The organism is Pseudomonas sp. XS1P51 (genome assembly GCF_054897845.1).
Genome location: NZ_CM142707.1, coordinates 5339668 through 5356508, shown reverse-complemented (window position 1 = coordinate 5356508; position 16841 = coordinate 5339668). Strand labels below are relative to the sequence as shown.

Below are 16841 nucleotides of genomic sequence, written 5' to 3'. Positions count from 1 at the left end.
CAACACTGTCATCAAGGAGTCTCACCATGTCGCGCAGCCTTTGGACTCGCTTCAAGCTACAGATCGCTTTCGTCGTTGCCGGCAGCCTGTTGCTGACCGGTTGCGCCAACACGGGCAGTTCGATGCTCGGCGGCAGCGACGGCGCCGACCCGCGTCTGACTCAGGGCAATGACGCGCAGTTCTTCAGCAAGTCCGGCTACCAGGCCTGCGCCGTTGGTGCCGGCGTCGGCATCCTCGGTTGCGCACTGTCCAACAGCAGTAACAAGGCCGTCTGCGCCATTGCCGCCGGCATTACCGCGTGTGGCGTGGCCATGGGCGCGAACTACTATCTGGATCAACGTCGCAGCGAATACTCCGACACCACCACCCGTCTGGCGAAGATGAACAGCGACGTCGAGCAAGACACGCAAAACGTCATCACCCGTACGGCGACCGCCCAGCAAGTAATCAAGGATGACCAGGCGCGCATCGCCCAGATCAAACAGGACATGGCCAGCAAGAAACTCGACAAGGCCAAGGCCCAGACTGAAATCGCCGAGATCGACCAAAACATCGCGCGCCTGCGCAAGGACCTCGGCAACATGCGCACCAAGGTCACCGAATACACCAAAGTGGCCGACCTTGAACGTCAGCAAGGCACCAGCGCCGAGATGAAGCAGGTGGACGTGAGCATCCTGAAAATGAACGAGAAAGTCGCCGCCCTGCAGAAGGAAGTCGACGGTCTGTACAACCAGCGCTCCGCGATTACCCTGGGCTAAGCACATGACTCTACGACAGCTGGCGGTCCTCACCGCCGTCCTGGCCCTGAGCGGTTGCGCGACGAAGCCGGGCGAATGCGACGCGACCAATCGCGACAGCAGCATGTTGACCAAAATGAACTGCGACTACTCCGGTGGCTACAGCGATCAGGTCAAGCAGAAGGAGCAGGCCCTGACCGAGTCCCGTCAGCAAAATGCGATGTTCCGTCAGGTGTACGAGAGCATTCAGGCCCAGCAGCTCAGCACCAAGACCGACCTGGCCAGCCAGCAGAGATCCCAGGCTGAACTGAACCAGTCACTGGGCAAGTTGCTGACGTCACTCAAGGCGCGGCATGGCAATGAAAGCCAGGTGCAAAAGCAGATCGCCGGGCTTGAGCAGCAGCTCAAGGACTCGCAGGTTGCGCCAACGGCCAAAGCCTCACCCGCGGCGCTGGCCGCCAAGCAGGAGAAGCTGAAGGCGTTGCAGAAGAAGGTCAATCAGTTGCAATTCAGCCTCGGTTACGAGGAGTAACTTTTCACCCCGCAGGCATCCCGCCGGATGCCTGCACCCTTTTCAGGAATCGTCGTCATGCAGCGGGTCATCAGGGATGCGCAAGCCACACCGGAGGGAATGAGTGCGCTGCAAGCCAAAGTCGCCCTCATCCAGAAACACTTTCCGCCGACCGTCGCCAGCCTCTTCGCCATCCCGCGCATGGGCAGCGGCGACGTGCTGGAATGGTGGACCGAACTGGGTGGCCAACCCACACCCTATGCCGACCTCAACGAGGACGCGCAACGACGCTTGCTGGAAACCTATGAAGTGCGTCAGACGTCCCTCGGACAGCTGGCGGACGAACTGCAAAAGCGCGGTCAGCCCACGGTAGCGGATGACCTGCGCAGCCTGCTCGGCACGCCGGAGCTGGACAAACTCTACAGCCTCAACGGTGAGCCGCTGGTGGTGCGCTGGAACCAGCGGCCGCCAAAACCGATCGTGCCGCCGGTTGTTCCAGTGGTGCCGGTCGTGCCGCCGTCGCGCCGTGGATGGTGGATCGCAGCGGCATTGCTTGCGCTGCTGTTGCTGCTTCTGGCGCTCTGGGCTTACTGGTGGTTTCTGCACCGTGAAAAAGTTGTCCCGGTCGAGCCGGTAGCCCCGGTGGTGACACCGATCGAGAAACCGGTTGAACCTGTTCCCGAGCCTGTAGTGGAGCCGGACCCCGTACCGGTTCCAGAACCAGAACCAGAACCCAAGCCGGTCCCGCCGCCAAAACCTGTGGTGGTCGCCCCGCCACCGGCACCGACGCTGGACAACTTCGCGTGCCGCAAAAAAGCGCCAAACGCAGAGATCCCGCAATTCGTGGTGGTGCTCGACACCTCGGGCTCGATGGATTTGAACATCAAGTCAGTAAAAGCCGACGAGGACTGGTTCTTCGGCAATGAGCTCAACAAGTACCTGGATGCGAACCGCACCATGCAGATCTTCGCCAAACCCAGCCGCATGGACGTCGCCAAGGACTCGCTGGCCGGCATGATCAACGGGCTGGACCCGAAGATCGACACGCGCCTCATCACCTTTGCCGGCTGCAACAGCACACCGGACCAGGGCGTGTTCAGGTTTGGCGACCGCCAGCGGCTGATCAACGGGATTCAAGGCCTGGTTCCCAACGACGGCACACCGCTGGCCGACAGCCTGGCCCACGCGGCAAGCACCGTCGACGGGCGCAATAACGATGCCGTGATCGTGATGTTTGTCGACGGTGAGGACGGTTGCCAGAAAGACGTTTGCGCGGTCTCCCGCCAAATCGCCAAGGAACAACCGCGCCTGCGGGTCAACGTGGTGAAAATCGGTGCCGGTGGCCCGTCACGTTGCATCGCTGAAAACACCGGTGGCCGGGTCTACAGCAGCACCAATGCGGCTGAGCTGGGCAAGCAGCTGAAACTGGCGAGCAAGGAAGTTTCGAGCAACGCCAAGTGCGACTAGCTTGGGGATAAAGCTCAAAATTGAGGTGATGCAATCGCGAGCAGGCTCGCCCCCACATTAGATTTGTTGTGAACACAGAATTTGTGAACACCAAGATCAATTGTGGGAGCGAGCCTGCTCGCGATGACTATTTCAGGGGCAACTCAACGAAACCGGTCAACCTCTTGCCGCAAGTCCGCCGCGAGCTTCTCCAGCTCTTTGGCGGTCACCGCCAGGTTCGACACCACTTCGCGTTGCTCACTGTTGGCCAGGGCGATGCTCTGCAGGTTGCTGCTGAGCAACGTCGCCGTACTGCTCTGCTCCTGGGTCGCCGTAGTGATCGCAGCGAACTGCTCGCCCGCCGAACGACTCTGCTCATCAATCCGCGCCAGCGCCGAAGCGACGTTGGCGTTGCGCGAGAGGCCTTCCTGCATCAGCACATTGCCCTGCTCCATGGTGCTGATGGCGTTGCCGGTTTCCTGCTGGATGCTCTGGATCATCCCGGAAATTTCGTCCGTGGCCTGGCGAGTCCGTGAAGCCAGGTTGCGCACCTCATCGGCCACCACCGCAAAACCACGCCCCTGCTCACCGGCACGGGCGGCTTCGATGGCGGCGTTGAGCGCCAGCAAGTTGGTCTGTTCGGCAATCGAAGTAATCACGCCGACGATGCCGCCGATTTCCTGAGAGCGCTGGCCCAGGGTGTTGATCACCGTCGCGGTGCTGTTCAGCGCGCCAGCGATTTGCTCCAGGGACGAGGACGCTTCGTCCATCGACGTACGACCGATCTGGGTTTGCTGTGCGTTTTCCTGAGCCAGCCGCTGGGTGTTGCCCATGTTGTCAGCGATGTTCAGCGAGGTGGCGCTGAATTCTTCCACGGCACCGGCCATGCTGGTGATTTCGCCCGACTGCTGCTCCATCCCCTCATAGGCACCGCCGGACAGCCCGGACAACGCCTGGGCACGGCTGTTGACCTCTTGGGAAGCCTTGCGGATGTGCTCGACCATGCTCGACAGGGCCTGGCTCATCTGGTTGAAGGCGCGGGCCAGTTGACCGATCTCGTCATTGCTCGACACATTCAGGCGCACGCTCAGATCACCGGCACCCAAGGCTTCGGCCTGTCGGACCAGATCACCCAGCGGCGCGAGTTTGCTGCGCAGCAGCCAGACCGCCGCGCCCACAGCGATCAACATCGCCAGCAGACTGCCAATCGCCAACTGAATGCCGACACTCCAGGTTACCGCGCGGATTTCGGTTTGAGGCATGCTCGCCACCACCGACCACGGCCCGCCTTCAAACGGGACGGCAATGCTGTAGAAGTCTTCGGATTTATCGCTCCAGAACTCGCCCTTGCCCGGCGTCTTGGCCAGGCCGTTGATCGTCGGGACCGCTTGATCCAACGCTTGCACGCCCGCGATGGGTACCAGCCATTTGTTTTGCTCATCCAGCAGCGCCAGGGAACCGGTCTGGCCGATGCGGAAGCGCTTGAGGTTGGCGAACTGTGCGTTCTGCGCGTCGGTGTAATCGAATCCTACGAACAGCACGGCAATCACCTTACCGCCGCTGTCGCGTACGGGGGTGTACTGAGTCATGTAGGAGCGTTCGAAGAGCAAGGCGCGACCGACGTAGCTCTGCCCCGCCATCAAGCGCGCATAGGCCGGGTTAGCGTGATCCAGCAGCGTGCCGATAGCCCGGCTGCCGTCCTGTTTACTCAAGGACGTGCTGACCCGGATAAAATCTTCGCCGCTGCGCACAAATACCGTCGCGACACCCGCCGTCATTTGCTTGAACTCGTCCACTTCCTTGAAGTTGTTGTTCAACACCTCACTGCCCAGGTGCAAGCCAGGGGTCTGAGTGCCCGCCACGACGACCGGTTCATCCGGATGCACGCTCAGACCCGCGCTGAAGCGCTTCTCGAACAGGCCGGCCAGGCGCTGGGTACTTTCACGCAGCGTGCCGTGAAAAGTACTCAACTGATCGGCCAGCAACCGGGCCTCACTGGCCAGGTGTTCCTCACGGGTAGCGAGGTTGGCGGTGTCCAGCGAGCGCAGGGCAAACACGGTACTGCCGCTGATGACAATCGCCAGTATCACGGCAAGCGCAAGACCTAGCTGTGAGGCGATCCGAGCACGAGGTTGAGACATGACAGCTCCTGGCCCAGTGACCGGATCATTACGGATCCCGACGCACACTCGGCAAAATTTCTAATAATGGGAATTACGTCGAACCTGCACGAAGGTTCCATCTGCAGATTTCGGCGGCAAATCTGAATACTTGAGTGATTGACCCGGACATAGCTCAAGGCCATCACTGTGATGGCTCAATCGATTCAGTGCAAGCGCTCTACATCGGGTAATTCCATGGCCCGGACCTCGCCTTGCAGGAAATCGCTGAGACGGCGCAAACGTTCACCTCCGGGGCGCGTTTTCGGCCAGACGAGGTAATAATTCTCACCGCTGGCGACGGCAGTCGGCCACGGCAAACTCAGACGTCCCTGGGCCACATCCTCGGCCACCATCAGCAGGTCACCCATCGACACGCCGTAGCCACGAGCGGCGGCGATCATGCCCAACTCCAGGGTGTCGAAGACCTGCCCCCCCTTGAGCGACACCTGATCTGCCAGCCCCATGTGCTCCAGCCAGTTGCGCCAGTCGCGACGATCCGGCGTCGGGTGCAGCAGTTCGGCATTGACGAGACGCGCGACATCCCACGGTTGATCCTTCAGAAGATTCGGCGCGCCGACCGGAATCAGCTCTTCCGGGAACAGCAATGTCGTCTCCCAATCCGGAGGGAAATTTCCGTTGCTGAGTATGACGGCGCAATCGAAGGGTTCGTGGTTGAAGTCCACGGTATCGATATCCATCCAGGCACTGGTTAATTGCACCTCGTTTCCCGGCTGCAGGTGCCGAAAGCGACTGAGCCGCGCCAGCAGCCAACGCATAGTCAGGGTGGAGGGAGCCTTCATGCGCAGGATGTCATCTTCGGCACGCAAGGTATTGCAGGCCCGCTCCAGCGCCGTAAAGCCTTCGCGAATGCCCGGCAGGATCAGCCGTGCCGATTCGGTCAGTTGCAGGTTGCGCCCGCTGCGATGAAACAGCCGACAGGCGAAATGCTCTTCGAGGGTGCGAATGTGCCGGCTGACCGCGCTTTGAGTGATCGACAACTCTTCGGCGGCGCGGGTAAACGAGCCATGCCGCGCCGCCGCTTCGAATGCGCGCAGGGCATACAAGGGAGGAAGACGACGAGACATGAAGAAAGCTCCTATAGCGTAATTCCATCAACTTATCAGAAACGCCACAGCATGAGTTTTAATCATGCCACCCATCCTTTTTATCCCTTTGTGCAAACCCCGCAGAGCGCCGAGAATCAACGCTCTCCTGTTCTCTTTGACGACCGAGCGTGATGACCATGCAGCATCCAGCGCGTATTGAACTCTGGGCCATCCTGCGGCTGGCAGGGCCGTTGATTGCCTCGCAGTTGGCGCACATGTTGATGGTCCTCACCGACACGTTGATGATGGCGCGCCTGAGTCCCGAGGCACTCGCCGGTGGTGGACTCGGTGCGGCGACGTATTCGTTCGTGTCGATCTTCTGCATCGGTGTGATCGCGGCGGTCGGCACCCTGGTGGCGATTCGTCAGGGTGCCGGCGACATCATCGGTGCCGCACGACTGACCCAGGCGGGATTGTGGCTGGCGTGGTTGATGGGGTTGGTGGCGGGCCTGCTGCTGTGGAACCTCAAACCGGTGCTGCTGTTGTTCGGCCAGACCGAAACCAACGTCCAGGCCGCCGGACAATTCCTGGTGTTCCTGCCGTTCGCCCTGCCCGGCTATCTGAGCTTCATGGCCCTGCGCGGTTTCACCAGCGCCATCGGCCGGGCGACCCCGGTGATGGTCATCAGCCTCGGCGGCACCGTGGCCAACTTCCTGCTCAACTATGCGTTGATTACCGGGATGTTCGGCCTGCCGAAAATGGGCCTGGTGGGTATCGGCCTGGTGACGGCGATTGTTGCCAACCTGATGGCGCTGGCGTTGGCGCTGCACATTCGGCGGCATCCGGCGTACGACGCGTATCCCTTGCGCCAGGGTTTGTCGCGGCCTAACCGGCAGTATCTGAAAGAGCTGTGGCGCCTCGGTCTGCCGATTGGCGGCACCTACGCGGTGGAGGTCGGGCTGTTTGCGTTTGCGGCGTTGTGCATGGGCACCATGGGCAGTACGCAACTGGCGGCGCACCAGATCGCCCTGCAGATCGTCTCGGTGGCGTTCATGATTCCGGCGGGGCTTTCCTATGCGATCACCATGCGTATCGGCCAGCATTACGGTGCCGGGCAGTTGCTGGGTGCACGGCTGGCCGGCCGGGTCGGGATCGCCTTCGGCGCGGCGGCGATGCTCGGCTTCGCCATGGTCTTCTGGCTGCTGCCGAATCAGTTGATCGGCCTGTTCCTGGACCACAACGACCCGGCATTTCGCGACGTCGCCAACCTGGCGGTGAGCCTGCTGGCGGTGGCGGCGTGGTTCGAGTTGTTCGATGGCACGCAAACCATCGCCATGGGCTGCATTCGCGGGCTCAAGGATGCCAAAACCACATTCCTGGTAGGTTTGGGCTGCTATTGGCTGATCGGTGCACCGGCCGCGTGGTGGATGGCCTTCCATTTGAACTGGGGCCCGACGGGTGTCTGGTGGGGATTGGCACTGGGGCTGGCGTGCGCGGCGGTGAGCCTGACGCTGGCGTTTGAGTGGAAGATGAAGCGGATGATCAGACGCGAACCATCATCGCAGCGCTTCATGGCCGCTCAGACCGAATGATGTCCCTGTGGGAGCGAGCCTGCTCGCGATAGCGGATTATCAGTCAACATTGATGTCGACTGATAATCCGCTATCGCGAGCAGGCTCGCTCCCACATTCGTTCGTCGTCAGCTCACGACCTCTAATATCGGCTGCTGATTGCTGCCAAAGGTCAAATACTCAACCAGCTCCGCCAACGGCAATGGCTTGCTGATCAGATACCCTTGCACCTGATCGCAACCAAACCCGCGCAACAGATCCAGCTGCTCCGGGGTTTCCACACCTTCGGCGACGACTTCAAGATTGAGGTTGTGCGCCAGGTTGATCATTGCGTGGACCAGTTTGCGATTCTCTTCGCGCTCCTCCATGCCGCCGACGAAACTCTTGTCGACCTTCAGCAAGGCAATCGGCAGGCTGTTGAGGTGCACGAAGGACGAGAACCCGGTGCCGAAATCGTCCAGGGAGAAACGCACGCCCAAACGTCCGAGGGCATCCATGGTTTGCTTCACCAGATCGCTGCGACGCATGACGGCGGTTTCGGTCAGCTCGAACTCCAGCCATTGCGCCTCGACGCCGCGCTCGGCAATCAGCCGGCTCAGGGTCGAGAGCAGCTGGCTGTCCTGAAACTGCCGGAACGACAGGTTGATCGCCATGTGCAGCGCCGGCAAACCCCGTTCGCGCAGCGCCTGCATGTCCCGCAACGCGCGGGAAATCACCCAGTAACCGAGCGGCACAATCAAACCGCTCTGCTCGGCCAGCGGCACGAATTCGCTCGGCGGCAGCAGGCCGCGCTCAGCGTGACGCCAGCGCACCAGGGCTTCGAGGCCGACGATCTGCCCGTCCGCAAGGTTCAGCCGGGGCTGGTAATGCAGCTCCAGCTCATCGCGACGCAATGCCCGGCGCAGCTCGCTTTCGAGGTCCGCCATGCTGCGGGCATTGCGGTTGATGCGTTCATTGAAGATGTGAAAGGTGCAGCCCTGGGTGCTCTTGGCCTGCTGCATGGCGATGTGCGCGTGCCACATCAGCGGGTCGGCACCGGCCTGGGCCCGGGCGTGGGCAATGCCCAGGCTGGAGCCGATCAACAGGCTTTCGCCGTCGACCCAATAGGGCTCGGCCAGCGCTTCGGTGATGCGTTCGGCCATCCACTCGGCCCGTTGAGGTGCGCGGCGGGTGTCGATCAGCAAGGCAAATTCGTCGCTGCCCAGCCGCGCCAGCTGATCGCCGGCCTCAAGCTGGCTTTTGAGCCGCGCGACCACTTGCAGGATCAACCGGTCGCCGGCCTGATGGCCGAGCGCGTCGTTGGCGTGACGGAAGTTGTCGAGGTCGAGGTGACCGAGGGCCAAGCCGCGGCCTTCGTTTTCCGCCAACCGTGCCGCCAGCAAAGTCTGGAAACCCTGGCGGTTGGCAATGCCGGTCAGCGGGTCTTGCTCGGCCAGGCGTTGCAGGGTGTTTTCCAGCACGCCGCGTTCGCGCACATGACGCAGGCAACGGCGCAACATGCCCGGGTCGAGCAGGTCGCGCACCAGCCAGTCGCTCACCCCATCGGGCGGCGACAGCGGCTCATGTTCGAGCAGCAACACCGTCGGAAGGCTGCAACGGCCAGGCATCGGCTGAAGAGCCGGGATCGTCAACAACACCGCATTGCGATTGTCATCGAACAGGCTGCTGACCGACTCCCAGCTCGGCGCACTGATCAGCACGGCCGAGCTCCCCATCGGAGCCAGACACTCGCGCAACAACGCTGCCCACGCTGGCTCTTCGGCCAGTAGCAGCAAACGCAAGGGTTCGACAGGCGTAGACAAGCTAGCTCCCTAGACTCTGCAATGATGTAGGCGGCGGGCATTATGCCGTGCCGATAACCATTGACCAAATGACATCAGTTATCAAACGAGACCTTTGTATCTCGAATTACGAACATTAGACGCAAATTCATCGCGCATCCTGCGTGAAAGTAACAAAACCGGCAAATATAGATAGCGCGTTGCGTCACAAGTCGGAGAGAGCAGCACAATTCGCTGAGCCTGTTAAAATGCCGGCCCATTTCGCAAACGACTCCCTGATTTCGTATGTCCCGACTCAATCCCCGGCAGCAAGAAGCCGTGAGCTACGTCGGCGGCCCTCTTTTGGTGCTTGCCGGCGCGGGCTCCGGCAAGACCAGCGTGATCACGCGCAAGATCGCCCACTTGATCCAGAACTGCGGCATTCGCGCCCAGTACATCGTCGCCATGACCTTTACCAACAAGGCCGCGCGCGAGATGAAGGAGCGGGTCGGCACCCTGCTCAAGGGAGGTGAAGGCCGCGGCCTGACGGTGTGTACCTTCCACAACCTGGGCCTGAACATCATCCGCAAGGAACATGTACGGCTGGGCTACAAGCCGGGCTTCTCGATCTTTGACGAGACCGACGTCAAAGCCCTGATGACCGACATCATGCAGAAGGAATACGCGGGCGACGACGGCGTCGACGAGATCAAGAACATGATCGGCGCCTGGAAAAACGACCTGATCCTGCCGCCCGAAGCCCTGGAAAATGCGCGCAACCCCAAGGAACAGACCGCCGCCATCGTCTACACCCACTATCAGCGCACGCTCAAGGCGTTCAACGCAGTGGACTTCGACGACCTGATCCTGCTGCCGGTAAAGCTGTTCCAGGAACACGCCGACATCCTCGAAAAATGGCAGAACAAAGTCCGCTACCTGCTGGTGGACGAATACCAGGACACCAACGCCAGCCAGTATTTGCTGGTGAAGCTGCTGATCGGCACCCGCAACCAGTTCACCGTGGTTGGCGACGATGACCAGTCGATCTACGCCTGGCGCGGTGCGCGGCCGGAAAACCTGATGCTGCTCAAGGATGACTACCCGTCCCTGAAAGTGGTGATGCTGGAGCAAAACTATCGCTCCACCAGCCGCATCCTGCGTTGCGCCAACGTGCTGATCTCGAACAACCCGCACGAGTTCGAAAAGCAACTGTGGAGTGAGATGGGCCACGGCGACGAGATCCGCGTGATCCGCTGCCGCAACGAGGACGCCGAAGCCGAGCGCGTGGCCGTGGAAATCCTCAGCCTGCACTTGCGCACCGACCGGCCCTACAGCGATTTCGCGATCCTGTATCGCGGTAACTACCAGGCGAAGCTGATCGAGCTGAAGCTGCAGCATCACCAGGTGCCTTATCGACTGTCCGGCGGCAACAGCTTTTTCGGACGTCAGGAAGTGAAAGACCTGATGGCCTACTTCCGCCTGATCGTGAACCCGGACGACGACAACGCCTTCCTGCGGGTGATCAACGTCCCACGCCGGGAAATCGGTTCGACCACCCTGGAAAAGCTTGGCAACTACGCCACCGGGCGAAAAATCTCGATGTACGCCGCCACCGACGAAATCGGTCTGGGCGAACACCTGGATGCGCGCTTCACCGATCGCCTGTCGCGCTTCAAGCGCTTCATGGACAAGGTCCGCGAGCAATGTGCCGGCGAAGACCCGATTTCGGCGCTGCGCAGCATGGTCATGGACATCGACTACGAGAACTGGCTGCGCACCAACAGCTCCAGCGACAAGGCCGCCGATTACCGCATGGGTAACGTCTGGTTCCTGATCGAGGCGCTGAAGAACACCCTGGAGAAAGACGAAGACGGCGAGATGACCGTCGAAGACGCCATCGGCAAACTGGTCCTGCGCGACATGCTGGAACGTCAGCAGGAAGAGGAAGACGGCGCCGAAGGTGTGCAGATGATGACCTTGCACGCCTCCAAGGGCCTGGAATTCCCTTACGTGTTCATCATGGGCATGGAAGAGGAAATCCTGCCGCACCGCTCCAGCATCGAAGCCGACACCATCGAAGAAGAACGCCGCCTGGCCTACGTCGGGATTACCCGTGCGCGTCAGACGCTGGCGTTCACCTTCGCCGCCAAGCGTAAGCAGTACGGCGAGATCATCGACTGCGCACCCAGCCGCTTCCTCGATGAGCTGCCGCCGGACGACCTGGCCTGGGAAGGCAACGACGACACCCCGACCGAAGTCAAAGCCGTTCGCGGCAATACCGCATTGGCCGATATACGCGCGATGTTAAAGCGCTAGAATTGCCTACTTTTTAACCGAACACTTTTACGAGCTTAGGCGCACAAGGCGCCCAACGAGGAAAGCTTCATGGAAGCACTGCACAAGAAAATTCGCGAAGAAGGCATCGTGCTTTCCGACCAGGTACTGAAAGTCGACGCCTTTCTGAACCACCAGATCGACCCGGCCTTGATGAAGCTGATCGGCGACGAATTCGCCACGCTGTTCAAGGATTCGGGCATCACCAAGATCGTCACCATCGAAGCGTCGGGCATTGCGCCTGCGATCATGACCGGCCTGAACCTCGGTGTGCCGGTGATTTTCGCGCGCAAGCATCAGTCCCTGACCCTGACCGAAAACCTGCTGTCGGCGACCGTCTACTCGTTCACCAAGCAGACCGAAAGTACGGTGGCGATCTCCCCGCGCCACCTGACCAGCAGCGACCGCGTGCTGATCATCGATGACTTCCTGGCCAACGGTAAGGCGTCGCAAGCGCTGATCTCGATCATCAAACAGGCCGGCGCTACCGTGGCGGGTTTGGGCATCGTGATCGAGAAGTCGTTTCAAGGTGGGCGTGCGGAACTGGATGCCCAGGGTTATCGCGTTGAATCCCTGGCGCGGGTGCAATCCCTGGCTGGCGGCGTCGTGACCTTCATCGAATAAAGCCACACCGCATATCCCCTGTGGGAGCGAGCCTGCTCGCGAAAGCGTTGGGTCAGTCAACGGTGATGTCGACTGATACTCAGCATTCGCGAGCAGGCTCGCTCCCACAGTGGTTTTTGGGGTGGCTGTTATTGCGCGGTGGCCTTGAGGCCGGCGAGTAGTAACCGCTGAAACAAATCTTCCTTCAGCCCTTCCGGGTTGGTCAGTTGCATTCGTTCCAGATGCTCGGGAAATGATGAAGGCTCTGGCGCGTCCAGCGCAGCCTTGCCCAACTCCAGAATCTCGGTGAGCTTGAACTTGCTCTTCAGCCAGTTCAGCGCCCGCAACAGGTCCCGCTCTTGCGCGGTGAAATCACACCCCAGCGGATACTCCGGGAACAACTGCGAATGCCGCGCCTGAATCGCCTGTAAACGCTCTGGACTGTTGTCGGCAAAACGCGGATCAAGACGGAAATTTTTCGGCAGTTTGCCAACATTCTGCGCCTGCTCGATCAGCCCCGGCTGAAAACGTGAGTCGCTGATGTTCAGCAATGCCTCGATCACTGCCGCATCAGTCTTGCCCCGCAGGTCGGCGATGCCGTACTCGGTGACCACAATGTCCCGCAGGTGCCGCGGGATCGTGCAATGGCCGTACTCCCAGACAATGTTCGAACTGACGTCACCGCCCGACTCGCGCCAACTGCGCAGCAGCAACACCGAACGCGCGCCCTCTAGCGCATGGCCCTGGGCGACGAAGTTGTACTGCCCGCCAACGCCGCTGAGCACCCGCCCGTCCTCCAGTTGATCGGCCACCCCGGCGCCGAGCAAGGTCATGGTAAACACGGTGTTGATGAACCGCGCATCGAGGCGCTGCAGCCGTTTGAGTTGTTCCTGACCGTAGAGCTCGTTGATGTAGCTGATGCGGGTCATGTTGAATTCGAGCCGCTTGCTGTGCGGCAACTCGCGCAGGCGCTTGTAGAAACTGCGCGGCCCGAGAAAAAATCCGCCATGCACCGAGATGCCATCAGGCTGCGCGGCTTCGTCCAGCGTGCCGGCATTCGCCTGTTGCTGCGTCGGCACGTCCGGGTAGACCTTGCGCCGCACGATCCCGGCATCGGCCAGCACCAGCAAACCGTTGACGAACATTTCGCTGCAACCGTAAAGCCCTTTGGCGAACGGTTCGGTCCCGCCTTCACGCTCGATCAGTTGCGCCCACTGGCTGAGATTCACATCCGCCAGCAACGCCTTGTATCCGTCGTTATCCGCCTGCCGCGCCAGCAACGCCGCGGTCAGGGCATCGCCCATGGCGCCGATGCCGATCTGCAAGGTGCCGCCATCGCGCACCAGCGTGCTGGCGTGCAGGCCGATGAAGTGATCCTGGAAACCCACTGGCATGTTCGGCGTGGAGAACAGCGTGGTGCTGTCCTTCTCGTCGATCAGCAGGTCGAAGGTATCGATGCCGACTTCTGCGTCGCCGGGCATGTAGGGCAAGTCGTTATGCACCTGACCCACCAGCAGGATCGTCTCCCCCGCTGCCCGGCGCTTGGCGATCATTGGAAACAGGTCGAGGGTGATGTCCGGGTTGCAGCTCAGACTCAGGCAGTCGGGATGTTCGCTGTGGCTGGCCACCAGCTGCGCCACCAGGTTCAAACCGGCGGCGTTGATGTCCCGGGCGGCATGGCTGTAGTTGCTGCTGACGTAATCCTGCTGGGCTTGTGTGCTGTGTAGCAGGCTGCCGGGTTGCATGAAGAATTGCTGGACATGGATGTTGGACGGCAGGCTGTTGCGATGCAGATCGGCGAGGAAATCCAGTTCCGGATAGTCGCCGAAAACCCGTTCAATGAAGGGCTCGAGAAAGCGCTTTTGCAAACCGTCGCCCAATGCAGGACGGCCCAGGCACAACGCGGTATAGATCGTCAGTTGTCGTTCGGGCAGTTGCTCGATGCGTTGAAACAGTGCGTTGACGAAGTGGTTGGGTTTGCCCAGTCCCAGGGGCAGCCCCATGTGGATATGCGCTGGCAGCCGTGCCAACACATCATCGACCGCCTGCTCGATAGAACACAGCTGCACCATCTGATCCTCCCTTATATTCCGTGAATTGGGGTTGGACCGAGCTTGCCGCGTCTTTGCTGCAATGAACAGCCTCAAAAGCCAATCGACCGACACCAAAACCTCTGTAGGAGCTGCCGCAGGCTGCGATCTTTTGATGTTGATTTTTAAAAACAAGATCAAAAGATCGCAGCCTGCGGCAGCTCCTACAGGGACGACAGGCACAAAAAAGCCGCTCGAAAGCGGCTTTTTCGCGAAAGATGCTGGCGTGTTACAGGCCGGACATCTCTTTGATGGCGCCTTTCAGCTCGTCGTCGGAGCAATCGGCACAGGTGCCTTTAGGCGGCATCGCGTTAATACCGGAGATTGCCTTGGCAAGCAGGCCATCCAGGCTTCCCTCTTTCTTGGCGCGCTCGCCCCAGGCAGCCTTGTCACCGATTTTCGGTGCACCCAGCAGACCGGTGCCATGGCAAGCGTTGCAATGTTTGGCAATAACATCCTTAGGCGCTTTGGCACCACCGCCACCACCCGCAGAAGCAGCGACTTCCATCCCCTTGCACTCTTGACCCTGAACACAAACCTGGCCGACTGGCTCAAGGCGTTTAGCAATATCGTCGTTGGTCGCAGCTTGAGCGCTGACAGCCCATAGGGCCAATACGGTTGCTGGTGCAGCCAGCATTTTCATAATTAGGTTCACGCGTTCACCCTCAATGGTGGCTAGTCACGCCCACGGCCACGGTTCGCAGGCGGGCGCAAGTATAACGATAAGCCCGCCGCACTGAAACAACCCTAAAGTCGAAGGGGTCTTGTTGTGGGCGGTAAAACAGCTCGGGCGCCTCCGCAATGCTGGCAGGACGCCTCTTCTCTTAGAAGTTCGCTGGTGTGGCTGCGCTGATTAGTCGCGCCGGCGCATCGAACGGATTACGGAAACGGTGTGGCTTGGTACTTTCAAAGTAGTAGCTGTCGCCGGCTTCGAGCACAAAAGTTTCCAGCCCGACCACCAGCTCCAGTCGCCCTTCGAGCAAAATCCCGGTTTCCTCGCCCTCATGGGTGAGCATCTCGTCACCGGTGTCGGCGCCTGGCGGATAGATTTCATTGAGGAAGGCGATGGCACGGCTCGGGTGAGCCCGGCCAACCAGTTTCATGGTCACGGCACCATCGGAAATATCGATCAGCTCGTTGGCCTTGTAGACGATCTGAGTCGGTTTCTCCTGCAGGATCTCTTCGGAAAAGAACTCGACCATGGACATGGGTATCCCGCCCAGTACTTTCCTCAGCGAACTGATCGAGGGGCTGACGCTGTTCTTCTCGATCATCGAAATGGTGCTGTTGGTGACGCCCGCGCGTTTGGCGAGTTCACGCTGGGAAAGACCTTTGAGCTTACGGATGGATTGCAGTCGTTCACCGACGTCCAATGCTGGAGCCTCCAGGGATTCAGATTGTAGGAATATTGAGCGTTATCATGGCGACAGCGTTCAGTATTTACAACACTTGGGCCTGAATCCTGTTTGGCGAGGCGACTTCCGGTCCGCAGCGCTTTGGGCTAAGCCCCGGAATAGAGCATCGGCACCCGGCGCAGGTTGCAGAAGATCTGGTAAGGAATCGTGTCAGCAGCCGCAGCCACGTCGCTGGCGAGGATATTTTTGCCCCATAACTCGACGGTAGATCCCAAACCGGCTTGCGGCACATCGGTCAAATCGATGCAGAGCATGTCCATCGACACCCGACCGATCAGTTGGCTGCGCTGCCCGGCAACCATCACCGGCGTACCGGTCGGCGCCTGACGCGGATAACCGTCGGCATACCCCATAGCCACCACGCCAACGCGCATCGGCTTCTGGGTGATGAATTTCGCGCCGTAACCAATCGGCTCGCCGGCCGGCAGTTCACGCACGCAAATCACTTTCGATTCCAGAGTCATCACCGGTTGCAGGCGTGACGCCACGGCATTGGCTTCTTCGAAAGGCGTTGCGCCGTAGAGCATGATGCCCGGGCGAACCCAGTCGCTCGGAATCTGCGGCCAGCCCAGCACCGCCGGCGAGTTGCGCAGGCTGACCTCGGCGGACAAACCCTGACGCGCCGCTTCAAACACCGCGACCTGCTCGGCACTGGCTTGACTGTGCAGCTCATCGGCGCGTGCGAAGTGGCTCATCAGCACAATCTTCGCGACCTTGCCGCTGGCCAACAGTCGCTGATAGCCCGCCTGATAATCCGCTGGATGCAGGCCGACCCGATGCATGCCCGAATCGAGCTTGAGCCACACCGTGATCGGCTTGCTCAATGCGGCTTTCTCGATGGCTTCGAGCTGCCACAGCGAATGCACCACACACCAGAAGTCATGCTCGACGATCAACGACAGCTCATCGGCCTCGAAAAAACCTTCCAGCAACAACACCGGCGCACGAATCCCCGCGGCGCGCAGCTCCAGGGCCTCTTCGATGCAGGCCACGGCAAACCCGTCCGCCTCGGCTTCCAGCGCCTGGGCGCAGCGCACCGCGCCATGGCCATAGGCATCGGCCTTGATCACCGCGAGGGCCTTGGCCCCCGTGACTTCACGAGCGGTTTGGTAGTTGTGACGCAGGGCTTGAAGGTCGATCAGGGCACGGGCAGGACGCATGGCGGC

Annotated in this window: 13 protein-coding genes; 6 read left to right on the top strand and 7 right to left on the bottom strand. The window is 60.6% G+C overall.

The window, feature by feature from the left end:
- Positions 1-26: 26 nt before the first annotated feature.
- From ACYZUD_RS24825 to ACYZUD_RS24815, 3 genes are read left to right on the top strand one after another with little or no spacing between them, the layout of a single operon-like run.
- Positions 27-758: a hypothetical protein gene (locus tag ACYZUD_RS24825; protein ID WP_462020580.1), complete on the top strand. Its 732-nt coding sequence runs from the start codon at positions 27-29 to the stop codon at positions 756-758.
- 4 nt (positions 759-762) lie between these two features.
- Entirely contained in the window at positions 763-1269 is a 507-nt protein-coding gene (locus ACYZUD_RS24820; protein WP_462020579.1) for a hypothetical protein, read from the top strand.
- A gap of 57 nt (positions 1270-1326) precedes the next feature.
- Entirely contained in the window at positions 1327-2715 is a 1389-nt protein-coding gene (locus ACYZUD_RS24815; protein WP_462020578.1) for a vWA domain-containing protein, read from the top strand.
- A gap of 143 nt (positions 2716-2858) precedes the next feature.
- Here ACYZUD_RS24815 and ACYZUD_RS24810 read toward each other — a convergent pair whose 3' ends face one another.
- Both ACYZUD_RS24810 and ACYZUD_RS24805 read right to left on the bottom strand, forming a co-directional pair.
- Complete coding sequence (locus ACYZUD_RS24810; RefSeq protein WP_462020577.1) at positions 2859-4835, bottom strand: methyl-accepting chemotaxis protein; 1977 nt, start codon at positions 4833-4835, stop codon at positions 2859-2861.
- Positions 4836-5020: 185 nt separating this feature from the next.
- Positions 5021-5941, bottom strand: a complete 921-nt coding sequence (locus ACYZUD_RS24805) for a LysR substrate-binding domain-containing protein (protein ID WP_462020576.1) — start codon at positions 5939-5941, stop codon at positions 5021-5023.
- 158 nt (positions 5942-6099) lie between these two features.
- On the opposite strand from ACYZUD_RS24805, the gene ACYZUD_RS24800 reads away from it, so the two are divergent.
- On the top strand, positions 6100-7494 hold the full coding sequence (locus tag ACYZUD_RS24800; protein WP_462025109.1) for a NorM family multidrug efflux MATE transporter: 1395 nt from the start codon (positions 6100-6102) through the stop codon (positions 7492-7494).
- A 107-nt stretch (positions 7495-7601) separates the two neighbouring features.
- On the opposite strand, the gene ACYZUD_RS24795 is transcribed toward ACYZUD_RS24800, so the two are convergent.
- Complete coding sequence (locus ACYZUD_RS24795) at positions 7602-9275, bottom strand: putative bifunctional diguanylate cyclase/phosphodiesterase (protein WP_462020575.1); 1674 nt, start codon at positions 9273-9275, stop codon at positions 7602-7604.
- A 264-nt stretch (positions 9276-9539) separates the two neighbouring features.
- On the opposite strand from ACYZUD_RS24795, the gene rep reads away from it, so the two are divergent.
- Together rep and ACYZUD_RS24785 are read left to right on the top strand one after the other, a co-directional pair.
- Positions 9540-11549 carry a DNA helicase Rep gene (gene rep / locus ACYZUD_RS24790; RefSeq protein ID WP_462020574.1) on the top strand — a complete coding sequence of 670 codons (2010 nt, stop codon included), beginning with the start codon at positions 9540-9542 and terminating at the stop codon, positions 11547-11549.
- Between the two features lie 69 nt (positions 11550-11618).
- Positions 11619-12191 carry a xanthine phosphoribosyltransferase gene (locus ACYZUD_RS24785; RefSeq protein WP_020799401.1) on the top strand — a complete coding sequence of 191 codons (573 nt, stop codon included), beginning with the start codon at positions 11619-11621 and terminating at the stop codon, positions 12189-12191.
- Positions 12192-12319: 128 nt separating this feature from the next.
- Here ACYZUD_RS24785 and ACYZUD_RS24780 read toward each other — a convergent pair whose 3' ends face one another.
- The 4 genes from ACYZUD_RS24780 to alr form a co-directional block, all read right to left on the bottom strand.
- Entirely contained in the window at positions 12320-14242 is a 1923-nt protein-coding gene (locus ACYZUD_RS24780) for an acetyl-CoA hydrolase/transferase C-terminal domain-containing protein (protein WP_462020573.1), read from the bottom strand.
- A 247-nt stretch (positions 14243-14489) separates the two neighbouring features.
- Positions 14490-14903 carry a c-type cytochrome gene (locus ACYZUD_RS24775; protein WP_462025108.1) on the bottom strand — a complete coding sequence of 138 codons (414 nt, stop codon included), beginning with the start codon at positions 14901-14903 and terminating at the stop codon, positions 14490-14492.
- A 181-nt stretch (positions 14904-15084) separates the two neighbouring features.
- Positions 15085-15633 carry a cupin domain-containing protein gene (locus tag ACYZUD_RS24770; protein ID WP_008150195.1) on the bottom strand — a complete coding sequence of 183 codons (549 nt, stop codon included), beginning with the start codon at positions 15631-15633 and terminating at the stop codon, positions 15085-15087.
- 128 nt (positions 15634-15761) lie between these two features.
- Entirely contained in the window at positions 15762-16835 is a 1074-nt protein-coding gene (gene alr, locus ACYZUD_RS24765) for an alanine racemase (RefSeq protein WP_462020572.1), read from the bottom strand.
- Positions 16836-16841: the final 6 nt, after the last annotated feature.

What these genes read in the sequence shown, in the direction of transcription:
- ACYZUD_RS24800 (WP_462025109.1), top strand. Translation starts at nt 6,100, where the DNA reads ATGCAGCATCCAGCGCGTATTGAACTCTGGGCCATCCTGCGGCTGGCA.
- ACYZUD_RS24825 (WP_462020580.1), top strand. Translation starts at nt 27, where the DNA reads ATGTCGCGCAGCCTTTGGACTCGCTTCAAGCTACAGATCGCTTTCGTC.
- ACYZUD_RS24820 (WP_462020579.1), top strand. Translation starts at nt 763, where the DNA reads ATGACTCTACGACAGCTGGCGGTCCTCACCGCCGTCCTGGCCCTGAGC.
- ACYZUD_RS24815 (WP_462020578.1), top strand. Translation starts at nt 1,327, where the DNA reads ATGCAGCGGGTCATCAGGGATGCGCAAGCCACACCGGAGGGAATGAGT.
- ACYZUD_RS24785 (WP_020799401.1), top strand. Translation starts at nt 11,619, where the DNA reads ATGGAAGCACTGCACAAGAAAATTCGCGAAGAAGGCATCGTGCTTTCC.
- ACYZUD_RS24810 (WP_462020577.1), bottom strand. Translation starts at nt 4,835, where the DNA reads ATGTCTCAACCTCGTGCTCGGATCGCCTCACAGCTAGGTCTTGCGCTT.
- ACYZUD_RS24780 (WP_462020573.1), bottom strand. Translation starts at nt 14,242, where the DNA reads ATGGTGCAGCTGTGTTCTATCGAGCAGGCGGTCGATGATGTGTTGGCA.
- ACYZUD_RS24775 (WP_462025108.1), bottom strand. Translation starts at nt 14,903, where the DNA reads ATGAAAATGCTGGCTGCACCAGCAACCGTATTGGCCCTATGGGCTGTC.
- rep (WP_462020574.1), top strand. Translation starts at nt 9,540, where the DNA reads ATGTCCCGACTCAATCCCCGGCAGCAAGAAGCCGTGAGCTACGTCGGC.
- ACYZUD_RS24805 (WP_462020576.1), bottom strand. Translation starts at nt 5,941, where the DNA reads ATGTCTCGTCGTCTTCCTCCCTTGTATGCCCTGCGCGCATTCGAAGCG.
- alr (WP_462020572.1), bottom strand. Translation starts at nt 16,835, where the DNA reads ATGCGTCCTGCCCGTGCCCTGATCGACCTTCAAGCCCTGCGTCACAAC.